The 16678-nt window shown below is 53.7% G+C and carries 16 protein-coding genes; 7 read left to right on the top strand and 9 right to left on the bottom strand.

From position 1 onward, the window contains the following. Window position 1: 1 nt before the first annotated feature. The 5 genes from CSQ86_RS05045 to CSQ86_RS05065 form a co-directional block, all read right to left on the bottom strand. Window positions 2-682: an ABC transporter ATP-binding protein gene (locus tag CSQ86_RS05045; RefSeq protein ID WP_100494014.1), complete on the bottom strand. Its 681-nt coding sequence runs from the start codon at window positions 680-682 to the stop codon at window positions 2-4. Next, complete coding sequence (locus CSQ86_RS05050) at window positions 679-1794, bottom strand: peptidoglycan-binding protein (protein ID WP_100494015.1); 1116 nt, start codon at window positions 1792-1794, stop codon at window positions 679-681. Before CSQ86_RS05050 ends, CSQ86_RS05045 begins: the two co-directional genes overlap by 4 nt. Before the next feature lie 13 nt (window positions 1795-1807). Continuing rightward, on the bottom strand, window positions 1808-2647 hold the full coding sequence (locus CSQ86_RS05055; RefSeq protein WP_133119266.1) for a hypothetical protein: 840 nt from the start codon (window positions 2645-2647) through the stop codon (window positions 1808-1810). A 97-nt stretch (window positions 2648-2744) separates the two neighbouring features. Next, complete coding sequence (locus CSQ86_RS05060; RefSeq protein ID WP_100494017.1) at window positions 2745-3575, bottom strand: hypothetical protein; 831 nt, start codon at window positions 3573-3575, stop codon at window positions 2745-2747. A gap of 140 nt (window positions 3576-3715) precedes the next feature. Then, on the bottom strand, window positions 3716-4495 hold the full coding sequence (locus CSQ86_RS05065) for a hypothetical protein (protein ID WP_100494018.1): 780 nt from the start codon (window positions 4493-4495) through the stop codon (window positions 3716-3718). Between the two features lie 304 nt (window positions 4496-4799). On the opposite strand from CSQ86_RS05065, the gene CSQ86_RS05070 reads away from it, so the two are divergent. The 6 genes from CSQ86_RS05070 to CSQ86_RS05095 all read left to right on the top strand — a co-directional run bounded on the left by CSQ86_RS05070 (window position 4800) and on the right by CSQ86_RS05095 (window position 10821). Next, entirely contained in the window at window positions 4800-5471 is a 672-nt protein-coding gene (locus CSQ86_RS05070; protein ID WP_100494019.1) for a response regulator transcription factor, read from the top strand. A 75-nt stretch (window positions 5472-5546) separates the two neighbouring features. Beyond that, on the top strand, window positions 5547-6947 hold the full coding sequence (locus CSQ86_RS05075) for a sensor histidine kinase (protein ID WP_100494020.1): 1401 nt from the start codon (window positions 5547-5549) through the stop codon (window positions 6945-6947). A gap of 73 nt (window positions 6948-7020) precedes the next feature. Continuing rightward, window positions 7021-7683, top strand: a complete 663-nt coding sequence (locus tag CSQ86_RS05080; RefSeq protein ID WP_100494021.1) for an MptD family putative ECF transporter S component — start codon at window positions 7021-7023, stop codon at window positions 7681-7683. Between the two features lie 74 nt (window positions 7684-7757). After that, window positions 7758-8474, top strand: a complete 717-nt coding sequence (locus CSQ86_RS05085) for an energy-coupling factor transporter transmembrane component T (RefSeq protein WP_100494022.1) — start codon at window positions 7758-7760, stop codon at window positions 8472-8474. Continuing rightward, entirely contained in the window at window positions 8474-10003 is a 1530-nt protein-coding gene (locus CSQ86_RS05090) for an ABC transporter ATP-binding protein (RefSeq protein ID WP_100494023.1), read from the top strand. Before CSQ86_RS05085 ends, CSQ86_RS05090 begins: the two co-directional genes overlap by 1 nt. Before the next feature lie 209 nt (window positions 10004-10212). Beyond that, window positions 10213-10821 carry a hypothetical protein gene (locus CSQ86_RS05095; protein ID WP_133119267.1) on the top strand — a complete coding sequence of 203 codons (609 nt, stop codon included), beginning with the start codon at window positions 10213-10215 and terminating at the stop codon, window positions 10819-10821. On the opposite strand, the gene CSQ86_RS05100 is transcribed toward CSQ86_RS05095, so the two are convergent. Both CSQ86_RS05100 and CSQ86_RS05105 read right to left on the bottom strand, forming a co-directional pair. Further along, window positions 10809-11798 carry a helix-turn-helix transcriptional regulator gene (locus CSQ86_RS05100; RefSeq protein ID WP_243387624.1) on the bottom strand — a complete coding sequence of 330 codons (990 nt, stop codon included), beginning with the start codon at window positions 11796-11798 and terminating at the stop codon, window positions 10809-10811. The genes CSQ86_RS05095 and CSQ86_RS05100 overlap by 13 nt on opposite strands. 164 nt (window positions 11799-11962) lie before the next feature. After that, window positions 11963-13207 carry a PDDEXK-like family protein gene (locus CSQ86_RS05105; protein ID WP_100494025.1) on the bottom strand — a complete coding sequence of 415 codons (1245 nt, stop codon included), beginning with the start codon at window positions 13205-13207 and terminating at the stop codon, window positions 11963-11965. A gap of 157 nt (window positions 13208-13364) precedes the next feature. Here CSQ86_RS05105 and CSQ86_RS05110 point away from each other — a divergent pair, with 157 nt between their 5' ends. Continuing rightward, window positions 13365-14006, top strand: a complete 642-nt coding sequence (locus CSQ86_RS05110; RefSeq protein ID WP_100494026.1) for a hypothetical protein — start codon at window positions 13365-13367, stop codon at window positions 14004-14006. Between the two features lie 139 nt (window positions 14007-14145). Here the strand turns inward: CSQ86_RS05110 and CSQ86_RS05115 are convergent, their stop codons facing one another. Both CSQ86_RS05115 and CSQ86_RS05120 read right to left on the bottom strand, forming a co-directional pair. Then, on the bottom strand, window positions 14146-14853 hold the full coding sequence (locus CSQ86_RS05115; RefSeq protein ID WP_100494027.1) for an SDR family NAD(P)-dependent oxidoreductase: 708 nt from the start codon (window positions 14851-14853) through the stop codon (window positions 14146-14148). A 172-nt stretch (window positions 14854-15025) separates the two neighbouring features. Next, a complete protein-coding gene (locus CSQ86_RS05120; protein WP_100494028.1) occupies window positions 15026-16627 on the bottom strand; it encodes an ABC-F family ATP-binding cassette domain-containing protein in 1602 nt (533 codons plus the stop codon). Between the last annotated feature and the right edge of the window lie 51 nt (window positions 16628-16678).

Below are 16678 nucleotides of genomic sequence, written 5' to 3' on the forward strand. Positions count from 1 at the left end.
CTTATCCGAGTTCCGTAACCACACCGTCCTGGATATGCAGACGGCGTGGGAATCGTGCGGCAATGCTGGGATCATGGGTGACAACTACAAGGCTTGCGCCCTGATCGGCAGCACCCATGAGCAGTTCGATGATGGCGTGGCCGGTGTCGGTATCGAGTGCGCCAGTGGGCTCGTCAGCGAAGATGATGTCGGGCTGCTTGACCAATGCCCGGGCTATGGCGACGCGCTGCTGTTCTCCGCCGGACAGTTGGGAAGGTTTGTGGAATATGCGTTCGCCAAGACCAACCTGTTCCAGCGCTTCCGTGGCCCGTTCTCGACGAGCGCCACGAGGCAACGTAGTGTATTGCAGTCCGGTCATCACATTCTCCAGAGCCGAGACGGTGGCGATGAGATGGAACTGTTGAAATACGAATCCGATGCGCGCGGCTCTGAGCTCACTGCGACGTTTCTCCCCCATTGCGGCCACGTCCGAGCCATCATAAGACAACGTGCCAGAGGTTGGCATATCCAAAGTACCCAGCAAAGACAGCAAGGTGGATTTGCCGGAACCGGATGGGCCCACGATGGCGACGCGCTCGCCGTGGCCAATGGTCAACGTCGTGCTGTGCAGAATCTCCAGCGGACTGCCGTCCCTGCCGGTAAACGCTTTGGTAACACCATCGAGCATCAGTAGTGCGGTCATGAGACCACCACCTTGTCGCCTTCCTTCAGACCGTTGGCTTTGGTGATTTGCGCCTGAGCGCCCGCCACCAATCCGATCCCCACAGTGATGCGTTTGATCTCGTTGCCGCGAATTACCTCGACCGCATACGAATTGCCTGCACCGGCAATCAGTGCGGTGACCGGTACGATGAGCGTTTCCGTGTTTGCCGCTGCAGCGTTCGGCACGATGACTTGAATGGCTGCGGGGCCGAATTGCGCCACCTGCGTCTGGTCTGGGAAATCGATGCGTACGGATGGTGAGGTGACCTGCCCATCCTTGCCAGTGGATTGGCCACCTTGGTCGACAGTGGCGAGTGTGGTATCGACTGTGGTGTTATCCGGCAGAATCACCTGCGCCTTATCCCCGGCTTTGAATGTGGCGGCCTGGGTTGCGGTAATCGTGGATTGCGCATGCAGGGTCACGCCCGTGTAACTGGCTGGGCTCACGTTGGTGTCTCCAAGTTTGGCGTTTACGGTTTTGATGCGAATGGGAGCTGAAGCTGACAAAGCAACCGATCCGGGATTGAACACCCCATTGACCGCGTCGCCGGTGAGTCCGAGAGACCGCTGCCATTGTTTGATGGCCTCCCGGGTCAACCAATTGGCATGCGGCCCGACTTCGCCGGTATAGAAACCAAGTTCCTTAAGATTCTGCTCCAACTGCGTCACATCTGGACCATCCGCAATACCCACTTCGATAGTGCGCCAGAATGGGCGCTCGCCGTGGAAGAGTGGTACCGGCACGCCATCCATTTCATACACCTGTTCGCCGGTGTTGATTTGCTTGCCGGCGACCGGCAGTTGGGTGATGATGCCGGTTGCGGCGGCGAAATCGGAGGCATCATCGTATTGGAGAGTCGCGCCTAACCGTGTTTCGGCATTGAGCACGCCTTTCGTGACCGGCTGCGCGCGCAAGGTTGTCACATCTATGTTCTGCGAAGACGATTGACTACCAGCAGTCATGTGACCGATAAGAGTCCACGGGCGTGTGATCACGCAGGTAGCGGTGAGGCCTATCACTGCGATGAGCACAATGATAATGGTGATGATTCTGCGGCGTTTGGAGAATCGTCGTGCTTCCGTTCGCGTCATGATGATGCTCCTATCAATGTGCCGCCTGTTGTACGGCGAAGGTGTCGTATGGGTAGTCGCCTATCCAGCCGAAGATTACGGGCGTATCGTTTGCCGGGCATTCCTGGAAGAAGCGCCGTACATCCTCTTCCGGCACAGTGTTCGGAATCACGATGGTCAATGGGTGTTCGCCGCTTGGATCGGCGATCCAGCTAAAACCTTTGGCTCGGGCATCCTGTGCGTATTTCAATACGGCGGCTTTATCTTCCTCTGATGCATTGGCATCTTGGTCCGTAGCGCTGAACGTGGACTGCGAAAAGGCAGGGACTGCAACTTCACAGGCAGCGTAGTCGGCTTGTTTGGATGCGTATGGTGATCCGGCCATGTCTGTCGAGGTCCGGAAAATCACGTAGTTCCAGTCCTCTTTGGTGATGCTGTTGCCGATGCCACCTGACGATTTAACATTTGGATAGAGTTCAGGTGGCGTTGTATGGTAATGCTCCTCTGTGCCGTCCTCAAGGTATCTGATTTCGGATTGTGCGGGATTACCGGCCGCATCAAGTTCCACCACGCCTACTTGACTATTGTCCCATCCGACCGATCGCGCATCGAAGCCTTTGCTGGTAAGGCAGGATACAAATCGTTTGACCTCGATACTGGGTTCTTCCGGCCCATCATTATCCTTTGAGTTCGAAGTGCTGATGGAAGTGTCGGTTTTGTCAGCAGCAGCCGCATCGGCTCTACTGTTCACGGTGAATGGCGATGAGCATGCCGCCAACATGATCAGACACAGTGCAGACGCAGTAGTGCCGACTATGACCTGCTCGAATCTACGACAAATGTTCCGCCCCTCGATATCCTGATGCGGTTTCATGGCGTCCCCCAATTTCTCATTCCAATCATCAACGATCGGATACAAAGAGATACTGATGTGAAAGCATTCCGTGCTTCATTGCCGGATGGATGCGCGTTCAGGAAACCACTCCCATGGCTTCATCCATAACTTTAGTGTAGTCGTAACCGAAATCATCTGGCGTTCCATCAAAACCGTAGGTGATGTGCGCGTCGCCGACAGGACATTCCTTGAAGAACCGACGTAATTCGTTCTCGCTTACGGTTTTGGGAATAAGGATGGTGGTCGGCTCATTACCGGTCGGATCGGCCACCCAGCTGAAGCCTTTTTCACGGGCATTCTTGGCGAAGTCGAGTGCCGCCTGCTTATCCGCTTCGGAATAAGTTGGCGTCTGGCTCAAATCCTGTGCAGGTTGGGCGAAGTTCGGATTCTTAGCCTCGCAGTCCGCATAATCCTGCCGCTTCGACTCGTAAGGGCTGCCAGCTAGTGCGGTGGAATCTTTGAACGCCACCCATATGGTGCCGTAGTCGATGGAAGTGAACATGGAATTGGCGTACATCTGCTGGGTAGTGGAATCGGTGTTCACGCTCATGCCGTTATCGGCGGCTTCAACCGGTTGACCATTAGCGTCGAGCATGCGCAGCATGACCATGTTCTTGGTGGTTGGAGCCTTCCTCTTGTTGGACGAATCAGGCATTCCGGGCGCAGCCGCAGCTTGTGCTTCGAAGCCTTTGTCAGTCAGGCAAGAGACGAACTTTTTGGCATTGGCATCGGTCGCAAGATTATCCGTAGACCCAGTGGTATTACCGGCATCACTGGTATTCGATGCCTGATTGGTGAATGGTGTGGAGCATCCAGCGAGCGCAATCAAGCACAATGCCGATGCGGAAGCAACCGCTAATGTGCGCCTTAGATGTTGATCAGGAATGTGATTGAAGATGCTAACCATGATGGCTCCTTTCGGCAGACGATTCACATGTGTGATGGCTTCATCAAACCTCGTCCGCAGTGGCATGTCGGTGAGAAATCGTTTTACTTTCGCCTTACCTGGTTTTCGAATACTTCAGACTCCAGCTAGGTTCGCTGAGTCTACTGCTGTCGTTCGTTGAGGATTTGGTTGTAGGCGGCGCATTCCCCGGAGCATGAGGCCCCGAACGGAATACCGTCATGACTAGGCCACCGATCGCCGGAATAGGTGTCGAAGAACCGCTTTAGCTCCTCATAGGACACATCGGAGGGAATCTCAACGGCCTGAGATTCCCCTGGCTCGGGGTCGGCCATCCAATTGAATCCGTCCGAACGAGCTTTACGGGCGAAGTCGATTAAGATCTGCTGCTTGTCGGAATCCGTGGATGTTGAACCGGCTGAGCCGCCGCCCGAGGTACTGGAGCTCGAATAATTCGGTTGCGCGAAATCAGGATTCGCGGCCTCGCATGCCGCATAGTCGGCTTGCTTGTCCGCATAAATGGAGCCGGTGAGCGACTTGGAATTCTTGAATCCCACCCATGCGCCTTCCTTGGCGGAGACGATGGTATACATCACGTCCGGGTAGAGCGGGTCCGAATCCGCGCTGATCACCACTCCAGGACCAGGCACAATTGGAGTACGGTCTGCTCCGAGCCGCCGAACCACTACGGTGGTTTGCGGCGCATCATCGGACGATGAGCCGAGAGGTTGCAACGCATAGCTTCCCGTGACTTTCGCATCGAAACCTTTTTCAACCAGACAGGCTGTGAATCGTTTGGCAATGGTCTCAAGTTCAGCAGTACTGAAGTTGGCTGATGGATTGTTGCTGGAGTCGTCTGCCGTACTTGTATCAGCGTTCTTGCCACTTGATTTCGTGCTGACATTGTCTGTGTCAACGGTCATAGTCGAAGATGAGCATGATGCCGTTCCAATTAGGCAGGTCAATACCAGAAGACTCGCCATCATGTTGCGAATAAACATTCGGGCATGTGCTCTGCCGTCGCTCTGTTCGCGTGTCATGATCCCCTCACTTCCCGCTGAATGAATCACCGCTTCGCTGCGGTTACTATCATTCAATCTCTGTTACGGTGCATCGACAGTGAGGAAAAGGATTACTTTCGCCTTACCTTAAACGCTCGAGAATAAACGCATAGCGCATAATTAGGCGGATAATTGAGTGTACTGGACATGGGCGAAGGGGCACAGCATGAGGATTCTGATTGTTGAGGATGACCGCGAACTGGCGGCCGCATTGGATGATGCCCTGCGCTACGAAGGGTACGCCACGAGAATGGCAGCGACCGGCGTTGAGGCGTTGAGAATTCTCGCCGAGCAGAACATAGACATCGTGCTGCTGGACCGAGATCTGCCGGTGCTGTCCGGTGACGCGGTAATGGCTACCATCGCGGCGAACCGTATTCCCGTGGCGGTGATCATGCTCACTGCGGCCGCTGAGATAAGCGACCGGGTGAGCGGGCTTGATCTTGGTGCCGATGATTATCTGACTAAGCCATTCGCCTACCCGGAACTTTTGGCTCGAATCCGAGCACTGCAGCGTCGTGCAGGCAAAGGCCAGGCTACGGCCGCGGTGCTCACGCACGGCGATCTGACCCTCGACACCACACGGCGTCTTGTGTTTCGCGATCAAGGCCGCACTCTCGTCAAACTCACTCCCAAGGAGTATGGCATACTGCTTGAGCTCATGCGTGCGGACGGCGGCTATGTAAGCGTGAACGAACTTTATGAAACCGTTTGGGATGACGCATCCGTATCCGAACCAGCTGACGTGATCAAAACCACCATCTACTCATTGCGGCGCAAACTCGGCGATGCCCAAACCATCGAATCCACGCGCGGGGAAGGATACCGTCTCGCATGAACCGTTGTATGAACTGGGGCTTGGTTCCCCTTGTCAGGGGAGCTGGCATGCGAAGCATGACTGAGGGGTAGTCCTATGCAGGCATTCCAATCATTACGCACCCGCGTTACCGCCGTTGCCAGCAAGCTCGCACCAAAATCATTCCGTGCGAAAATCACCCTGGCCATCGCGCTCATCATCATTTTGATGATGACGGCGTTGATAGTCACGCAGAACGTCATCGTGGCACGCACCACCGCGGAAGCAAGTCAGACGATGACAATGTGCGCTAATTCGGACGGCACCATTTCCGTCACCACGGGCGCGGACGCCGAAACCGGTCCTGCCATCAACGGTACTGGAGACAGCGCATTAGTCTGCTATACGGGTACGAGGCGAAACCTCGATGGCATGAAACTATACGTGCCCTTTAATTCCGGGGAATGGGACACGGCGAAGGAACAAACCAAAAACGGTGGCCCTTGGATTCTCGACGAATACAACGGCGTGATGATCAATACGGCGAATGTCGTCACCAACACATTGACCACCACCATGCGCACGGTCTCGATCATCGCACTGGCGATTTTTGGCATCATCGCAGTGCTTGCAGCATGGTTCATCGGCACGATGCTTTCCCGACGAGTCACCACAGTGGACCGCCAAGTGGCAGCCCTGCAACCGAACGATTTAAGCGCCAGAATCAACGTGCACCCCGGCAATGACGATATCGACCGACTGGTCGATTCCATCAATGGCATGCTCGATCGCGTGGAGGCCAGCGCGACTGCCGAACGACGATTTGTATCCAACGCCTCCCACGAATTGCGCACGCCCATCGCCGCCGTGGAAACCAATCTTGACGCGCCACTAACCCAAGGACGCTTTCCCGCCGACGTGGAACCATCGGTGCGTCGTGCGCTCGCAGCCAATAGACGTGGAGCCGAACTTGTGCAGGCGCTGCTTACCTTGTCTCGCATCCAAAGCGGCACGATTGGCGGCGATGCAACTCCCGAAACCTCAGGCGATATCGACTTGCGCGAATGCGTAAACCAAGCACTCATAGATGTCGATACGGTAATTGCCGATAATGCGATTACCGTCAACGTGGAAGGCGATGCCGCTGTGTCTGCTAACCCGGCATTGCTGAAACTTGCCGTAGGCAATCTGCTACGCAATGCTGCAATGCATAACGTGGAGAACGGGTCCATTGACGTGGCAATCAGTTCCGTGCAAGATACTCATGGCGACAGCGACAATTCCACGACTCAAGTATCACTGACCGTGACCAACTCCACCGATGAAACACTGCCCGATGATTTGACCGAGCTTATCCAACCGTTCCATCGCGGCCAGAATTCACGTATCAGCGCCGCGCCCGGCGTTGGCCTCGGTCTTTCCATTGGGGATGCCGCCTGCCAGGCCATGCATGCTGCCCTGGAACTCACCCAGCCCACCCCCAACACGTTCCAAGCCACCATCCGATTCCAAAATTAGGTATTGCCTTTCCCTGCAATCCCCGATACATTGGCGAGAGGTATTTGTTCCCTCGTATGAAACGGAAAGTATTGTGACCGCTTCGAATTCGCCCGCTGACAACACCATTCAGACTTCCAACCAGAACTCCGGCAAGCCAACCGAATCCGGCAAACTCGAAGTCGCCGACCTGATCACCATTGGCGTATTCGCTGCGCTCTACTTCGTGATGGTGTGCGTGGCCACGTTGGTCAGCACCCTGTTCACCGGTGGCTTCGGTTCCATCTTCCTGCCCGCCATCGCCGCGCTGATTTCCGGATGCGTCTACATGTTGCTTGCCGCTCGACTCGGCAAGTTCGGCGGCATCACGGTCATGGGCGTGGTCATTGGCTTGTTCCTGTTTATCTCCGGTCATTTCGTGCTTTCATTCATCGCCAGCATCGTGTTCCCGGTTGCCGCCGACCTCATCGCACGCGCCGGCAGGTACAAAAACAAGGCATTACTGCTCGTCAGCTACGTGGTGTTCTCCTATGGACTTACCGGCCCGATCTTGCCGCTTTGGTTCATGAAAGACGCCTACATCGCCAGCCTTCAGGCTCGCGGCAAGGATGCGGCCTACATTGATGGCGTGTTCGCCAATATCAACACCGGCACGTTCTTCATCTCGATGGCCGCGATTCTGGTGTGTGCCATTATTGGTGGTTGGTTTGGTCAGAAGATGATGAAGAAGCACTTCATCAAGGCCGGCATCGTCTGATGCATTCCACCAATACTTCGACTAAGGCGTACCTGTCCGATACAGGTACGCCTTTGTGTGTTGAGAGCGTTGCTATGACCTTCAGCCACAGCTCAAATCAACGCACGCTAGACCCTCGAACCAAACTATTTCTTCTTTTAGCCGCCAATCTCATGTTGTTCTTCCACGTGAGCGTCATCACACAGCTCATCATGGTCGTGCTGTTTTTGCTGCCACTTGCAGTCGCGGGCCGTTGGAAGCTGACTGTAAATTTCGCTCTTACTTACGCAGTTCTCACAGGACTGGGTTTCCTGGATCCAGACGCTTTAGGCTCGCCGTGGCTCCATGTGGTTTCCGCGTTGGCGGTCGGCTGCACGATGATGCTGCCCTGTTTCATCACCGGCGCGTATGCATTCACCACTACCTCTCCCAGCGCATTTATCTGCGCGATGCGGCGCATGCATGCGCCTGAATCCGTGGTGATTCCTTGTGTGGTCGTGATTCGATTCTTCCCCACCATCGCCGAGGACTACCGGCAGATTCGCAATGCGATGGCTCTGCGCGGCATTGCGGCAGGCGGTTGGGGTCTGCTCCGGCACCCTGCACAATCATTGGAATATATTCTTATCCCACTGTTGATGAACGCCACTAATGTGGCTCAGGATCTGTCCGTTGCGGCACTGACCAAAGGGCTCGGCCGTGAAGGAGCGCACACCTCTCGCACTGAGATCCGCATGCGTATCGTGGATTGGATCATGATGATTGTTGCACTGATTCCGTTGGCGCTTGATATTGCCGGAGTGATTCACTGATGACATCCGAAGTTTATTCCAACAACGTGTCGTTTACTTATGAACAGGCTGACGAGTTGTCTCTAATCAACACCATGTTGAGTATTCCGAGCGGACAGTGCGTTGTACTTTGCGGTGCCAGCGGTTGCGGTAAGACCACATATTCGCGCATCGTCAACGGCTTGATTCCGCAATTCTTCCACGGCGAATTCAGTGGAGAACAGCATACTTGCGGCATCGATACAGCTGCCGAGCCCATCGACAAGCTCACTCCCCTGGTCGGCAGCGTATTCCAGAATCCCAAAACGCAATACTTCAACGCCAAAGTCATTGACGAGTTAGCGTTTCCCGCGGAAAACATGGGACTGTCGCCGGAAGAAATCAACCATCGAATCGCTGAAATCGCACAACGATTCAATATCGAACCATTGTTGCAGCGCAGCATCTTCCATCTTTCCGGAGGTCAGAAGCAGCGCATCGCCCTGGCTGCAGCATCCATGCTGAGTCCAAGGCTGCTGGTGCTGGACGAGCCCACCAGCAATTTGGATACGGTGGCGATTACGGAAATGCGTGAGCTTGTTGCACAACTCAAGGCTTCAGGCATAACCATCGTCATAGCCGAGCATCGTCTCGCTTGGCTGAACGGCATCGCCGACCGATACATCATTTTCGACAGCGGACACATTGCACACGAATACGAAGCCGACGAATTCCTTGCGCTCTCCCCTGGTTGCATTGCCGCGATGGGAATGCGTGCTCTTGATTTGCAGCCATACAGGCAACGTATCAAAGCACTCGAATCACTAACTGATGTGAAAAAAACTTCAGCTTCGGACATCAACGATTCAGGCTCTGCGTCGACACAACATGACGATGCTACGGCAACCCATTTAGGCTCATCGCCGTTGCTGTCAACGCACGATCTTGTTATCGGCTATCGAGGACGCGACGGCTTCTCGAGAAGCATTCCAGACATTGATCTCTACCCCGGCCAGATCATCGGGCTTATGGGTCATAACGGCTGTGGCAAAACCACGCTGGTACGAACACTAACCGGCCTTATCAAACCGGCATCCGGCACAGTATTGCTGAACGGCAAGCCGACCAAACCTCGTGCCCTCACACGCGCAGGATTCCTGGTCATGCAGGACGTGAACTATCAGCTGTTCTCCGACAGCGTGCGCGAGGAACTGCTACTTGGCCTTGACGAAAGCGACCCAGCAATCATCAAACGCTGTGATCAAGTGCTCGAAGACCTTGACCTCACACGCTTCGCCGACCGGCATCCGATGAGCCTGTCCGGAGGTCAGAAGCAACGCGTAGCCATCGGTTCGGCATTGATGTGCGGCAAAGACCTCATCATTCTGGATGAGCCGACCAGCGGCCTCGACCGCTACCACATGGAACAGGTAGGCGAACTCCTCCGCCAGCTCGCCGAACAAGGCAAAACCGTGCTCGTAGTCACCCACGACGAAGAACTCGCCGCCGGCTGGTGCACCACCATCATCAACCTGGAACACAACGGCAGCACATCGAAACCAAACAGCTAAAGGCATACGCACATTCTTTACGCTAACCGGTCTATTCAAACCGGTAAATATCTACTGCCGCGATTGATGCGCTCATATATTCGAGGCATGAGACGCAGAGCAACACAACACGATAACAGCACGAATGATTTCGAAGAATGGCCGGACACCAAACAAGCCTTCGGTAATTTCGTCGTCAATACATCCAACCAATTGGCGGTGAGCAAACCATGACGATAGTCAAACTTGAATGGACCGCTGATATGCCGTCGAACTCACCTTATGCTCTTGACGCGAACCATAGAAGAAGGATGAGTCGAAAGAATTTTCATCAGGCGGGAGAGGCTCTGTCGGATCTTCTGAATGCCGTTCTCGAAACGAGCACTACGGTTGAATGGTATAACGATTATTCGGCTGAAATTGTTCCGATGATTGATGAGGAACAGGAATGCTCATCAGACGATGGCGTCCATACAAACGACGTATTCGAGCTCGATGAGGCTTTGTTCGATGATATTGATTGGAAGTTGCAGGATGCGCTGACTTTAATCGCGGATGTTCAACGCATTGGCCAGAAGGGAGTAGTGAGCATCGATTTTGCCGATGGCTGCATCCAATTACCGCAGCACGATTTCATCCGAATGAGCAACAGATATGCTCTACTGAATCGCGTTGCAACTCATCGGGATTCGTTAACGCGAATCACAGAATTCAGAACCGGATTCATGACCGTGCGAACTGAAAAATACGTGATCCCTCTGAATCGACATTGGCTCCGCGACTTCAACAAAGGACTCGAAATCGCACTCTATGCCATGCGCATCAGTCAACTGTCATGATTCGGCAATCCTGTACTGCCAACATCTGCATAAAGACTTGCAAGGTATTCTCCATCCCCTCGCAAAGTATCGCACAGGGATGGCGGGGATAGTATTTCGATGATGCGATCGTCGGCATATTGCAATGCCCACCAAAGTGTCGCTTTTTCATTCGCAGTGATCCACACATCATACGTGTGCTTATCGAGCTGAGTGACTTGCGCCGCATCAAACCAATCGTAAATGGGCTCAAGAGTATCCTTAATCCGCAAATGAATTGGAATTGCTTTGTCATCCATTGGATATGGGCGCTCCCCCATGTGTTTATCCCAATCGAATGGAGTGCCCGGCTCAGGGTTGAAACTGTCCAGTGTGCGCATCAACGAATGATTGCTTTCATTTACCGCTAAATCACGGAAACGTTCCACATGCAGATAGCTCAAATTGTTATGCTGATGCATGTGGCAAATCAGATAGTATTTGCCGTTTCGATACATCAATCGGTATGGGTCAGCTGCATATTTTTTCACATTGCCATCAGCGTCTTTCCTCGGCACTAAAGTCCCGTCAACATCATAGGTGCAGTAGCGGAATGTAATAGCCCACTCATGAACGATTGCGTCATTTAGCAACTCGATATTATTCAGGAACTCACGGTTGTAGTTGCGCGGAGTGCTCATCTTGCCGAGAGCACTGAGCTGACTGGATTGCCCGGCAAAAGCATATACTTTCGCGATAAGGTCATGCAGATATTCACTATCCGATCGAGAAAGGATTGCCCCGTCGGCAAGCAATCTCATTTGAGCGGTATCGAAAATAGGTTCGATATACCAACCCGGGCGCGGGTCGGCGCTTTCGGCATGCTTCAAATCCTTGTGCTCAATTCGTCCAATCTTACGACCGAATGGCTGCATTGCCTGCAACGTATGGCAGATGGGAACGAACCGTTTTTTCCGTGACTCCAAGCTGATTGGCAATCCAAACCGCTGTAATGCCATGCTCCCGGTCAGTGTTCTTATCAAGCAGTTCAAGAATGATTATAACAATCTCTGCAGTGGACACTGCTGCATAATGCGAAACAGCCATGCTCGATCTCCTCTAGAAGCACGAACCCATGAAACAACCGGGAGAAATATACGCTAGATTGCGCCCCTCATTTCCCCTAATTCTCAAGCTTATCGAGATACTCTTTTTCTTTTGAGAGCATCTTATCGATTGCGGTGCGCAGCTTATTCTCTACTGCTTGAGGATTTACATCGGTCTTATCTTCATATTTCAGCGAATCAATATGAGTTGGGACAGAGATAATCTTCCTGTATCTGTTAGTCGGGAGAACAGTTTGTTTGTTACCAATTTCTTTGACCAGTCGATTCATGCGTTCAACTACAACTTCTGATTGGTTTAGAGGCCCAAGTTCAAGTTTGATTGAGGGATTACTCAGCGGTGGATAAACCCAATATGTATAGGTTCGGCTATTATCTCCCCAACTGCCCCTCCGGTTTTGATTGTTGAGTAGATATTTATCCATACGTCCTGTAGTGAATCCAAGGTACCGTCCTGGCTCATGTTCACCGTGACACCACGTAAACGCTCCCTTACTCTTATACTCATTAAGTACTTTAAGATAGATGGCTCTCAGCTCTCCATCAAGACTGTCATCACCGACATAACGCGCATATACCATGTCAAATACAGGGGCATATTTCAAGTACAAGTTTTTTGCTAGTTCATCGAGCTCTTTGTCTTCCACAATAGCCTCTTTCTTCAACATCCGAACATAATCATTAATGATGGTTCCACTTTTCGATTCGGCGTATGGCACAAGACCATCAAAAATGCGTGCAATGGTCTCATAACTTATGGGTATCCATTCATCTGGATTCTTGCACTGTTGCTCAGGCGCTGGTTCTCCTCCTGGAGATAAAAGCACATACACCCTGCACCAGCCAGGATATGTATTTTCTACATAATCGTAATAATTATCCAACTGCCGGTCATGTAATTGAGAGTCAACCTTGTTCTCAATACAGAGCACCAGACGTTCATTACTGTCATAACAAAGTATGTCAATACGCCTTTTTTTCGCACCCGTTGTGACCTCACGCTCAACCGCGAGATTGGATAAATCCTTCACCGCAAAAGAAGCGAATCCTTCCGGATGGGCCTTATAGAGCTCGGCAAGGAGACGGCGAATAAATAAATCGTCCAGCCCATGAGGATTAGACGGTTCAAGAAGCCATGCAAGGAACGCGCTGTGGCGTATTTCCTGACGACTCATGCCGACCATATCGAACATGTTAGGTTTATGCAACAAACTATTGGCCTCAAGGAAATCCAGATCCGACAGCATAGTCATTGCTAAACTTACAGGCTCTATCGTTTTTACCGGTTCACTCATACCAGTCATATTACCTATTGTCACCCGTATGATTCCATTAGTAATCTCAAGAGTAATCTTGGAATCAATAGGCAATAGAGATGTTGCCAGTAGGCAATACTACAAAATTCCAATGGCCAATCGTACCGATTACCTCAAAAACAAAATGCACTGAAAAGAGGAGCACATGACCGATACATCCACAAGTTTCAACCTAACTGATTGGCTAGGCGATTGGGAGAGCTTCGAGCATTACATTGATGCTGAGGATGAAACCGTTCGCGGCACTTGGGATGAGGCCGAGCAGGCTGTGCTCGCCAATCCTCAGATGGCTCCGATGGCAGCTAACGGCATCCGCAAGTTCTGGGCAATGGCCTGTTCCACCACCAGTCCGGAGAACATCATTCATATTGGGTATTGGACTGTGGGCGAACCGAACAATGCCGATGCCGACGTGAGCATTACTTGGTATGCGGAAGACAACACCAACCTTGACGCCTATGACTATCGCATCGATCATGTGATTGCACATGGTTTGGAAGGTTCGCCGACTTACGTGTTCGTAACTGATGACTCACACGCGGAAGATAGTCCATTCCGTTGGCTGTTGGCCATTGCGCCACTGCCTTCGCGCACCGCATTCGCCGAGGGTGGTCTGCTCAGTCACCTACATTTCCAGTATGCCAACGACTTGCACACGCTCGTTGAGGCTGACGGTTCCGGTACAGAGGTCCTGCGCAATCCGCGCTGGTATGCGACGATGTGCGCGGATGAAGGCACGGCTGAAGACCGTTGCCGGATTATTCGTGCGCTGCATCATCTGGACTGAGTCACTAATCCGCGCAGTTACTGCCAGTATTGGGCGGAAAAGCGGCAGTAACTGCGCGTCTGCATCGTTGACACGCGCAGTTACTGCCTCTCCGACCGTCAGAACAGGCAGTAACTGCGCGGAAGTTGGACTCTGAACCTCAGCTGTTGCGGTTGATTTCGATGTCGGTGACGGTGAGGTTTGCCTCGTTGATGAGGTTGAACAGAATCACCTCGGCCAGCGGGCCGGGCTGCATGAACGTATGTTGCTTTTCTTCGGACACGTAATCGTGGCTATCGCGGTAGAACGCGGTGTCGATGCCACCCGGGTAGACGGCTACGACCTTGACGCTGGTGCCCTTGTATGCGGCTTGCAGGCTCTTGGTGTAGCCTTTCTCACCCCACTTGGTGGCGCAGTACACGCTTTCGTTCGCATTGCCGCGGGTGGCGGCGGTGCTCATGATCTGCGCGATCTTGACGTCCTGCTCGCCGCAAGCTTTCAGGGTTTCCACGGTCCACAGAATCATACCTTTCAAACCTTTGAGGCACTTGTCCACGTCCGCGGCTTCGTAGGCGGTCGGCACTTTGAACGATGGTTGGCCGGCGTTGTTGATGAGCAAATCGATATGGCCGAGGGAAGCAATCTCCGCCACGGACTTGCGTACGAAGTCCTCGTCGGTGATGTCACCCACGTAGGCGCGGTACGATTCGGCCGGCCATTGCGCGGTCAATTCGGCTTGGCGTTCAGCGTTGAAGTCGACGCCAGCCACCAGCCAACCGGCTTCGATCAGCTGGCTGGCGAACTCGTAACCGAGTCCCAATGCGCTACCGGTAACAATGGCGATCTTCTGTCCTGCTGCAGTGGTCATAGCACTCCCTCCGTTGTGATGTATCGAGGATTACTGAATTGCCTTCATTATCTCGTGAGGACTCCCCGAGTCGCGCACCTACTGCTGAGGAATAACGTGTGCGGCCTCAAGGCGTACCGAAGGAAGGCGCACGAAGGTACGTAGACTGAGGAGCAACGCAGAGTACACTCCGTTATTCCTCAGCAACGAGCTCCAGGTAGGAGTCGTTCCACAGATCCTCGTCGCCGTCAGGCATGAGCAGCACGCGCTCCGGGTTCAGGGCCTCAACAGCGCCCTCATCGTGGGTGACGAGCACGATGGCGCCCTCATACTTGGCAATGGCCTTCAAGATCTCTGCGCGGGAGGCCGGATCAAGGTTGTTGGTGGGCTCATCGAGCAGCAGCACATTGGCGCGTGAAGTCACCAGAGTCGCCAATGCCAGACGGGTTTTCTCGCCACCGGAGAGCACACGCGCCGGCTTCATCGCGTCATCGCCGGAGAACAGGAACGAACCCAAGATGGAACGCGCATGGGTATCATCCAATTCGGGAGCCACATGCTGCAGGTTCTCCAGCACGGTGGCATCCAAATCCAACGTATCGTGCTCCTGAGCGAAGTAACCGATCTTGCAGCCGTGGCCATAATCCACCGAACCGGTATCCGGCTCCTCGATGTGTGCGAGCAGGCGCAGCGTCGTGGTCTTACCGGCACCGTTGTATCCCAGAATGACCACGCGCGAACCCTTATCGATGGCCAGATTCACGCCGGCGAACACGATGTTAGAACCATAGGCCTTGGAAATATCCTTGGCCATGATCGGGGTCTTGCCGCATGGTGCAGGCTCCGGGAAACGGATGTCCGCCACCTTCTCTTTCTTCTGCGCCTCCGACGTGTTTTCCAACAGCTTTTCGGCACGGCGCATCATATTCTGGGCGGCCACGGCTTTGGTCGCCTTGGCGTGCAGGCGAATGCCCTGCTTCATCAGACGTTCAGCCTTCTTCTCCGCCACTTCGCGCTCACGACGGCGACGCTCCTCGTCCACCACGCGCTGATGCAGATAAGCCTTCCAGCTCAGCGAATACATGTCGATCTGGCCAAGCTGCGCGTCAAGATGCCAGACCTTGTTCACCACTTCATCGAGTAGTTCGGTGGAGTGGGAAATCACGAGGAATCCACCCTCGTACTTCTTCAAATATCCGCGAAGCCATTCAATGGAATCGGCATCTAAATGGTTGGTGGGCTCGTCAAGAATCAACGTATCGGCGTCGGAGAACAGGATGCGCGCCAGTTCGATACGACGTCGCTGACCACCGGAAAGCGTGCCGAGCTCCTGCTGCATGGTCTCCTGCGGCAGGCCGAGCGACGCCGCCATGGAAATCGCCTCGGACTGTGCCGCGTAACCGCCGGCCTTGTCGAAGTCCTGCATGGCCTTGTCATAGCGGGCCATAGCTTTCGTCATCACATCAGGATCCGGGTCGGTCATCTCCTTCTCGGCCTTGCGGATGCGGTTGATGATGGTGGCGATGTCGCGTGCGCTCATCATGCGGTCCAGCGCTGTCTGCGAAGGATCTGCGGCATGCGTATCCTGCGGCAGATAACCGAGCTTGCCGGACACGCGAACCTTACCGGCAGTGGGCAGCATATCACCGGTGATCACGCGAGTCAGCGTGGTCTTACCGGCACCGTTGCGGCCAACCAGACCAATTTTGTCGCCCTTGGCCACATGGAAGTTGGTGGGGTGCAATAAGGTACGTGCGCCGATCTGAATCTCCAGACCCTGTGCCTCAATCGCCATACCTCACCCTTCGCTTTCCATACCATGCAGTAATTGCAGCATCTCAAAAAT

Origin of the sequence: Bifidobacterium felsineum, from assembly GCF_002802915.1 — a bacterium.
In the GTDB taxonomy this organism is placed as follows: domain Bacteria; phylum Actinomycetota; class Actinomycetes; order Actinomycetales; family Bifidobacteriaceae; genus Bifidobacterium; species Bifidobacterium felsineum.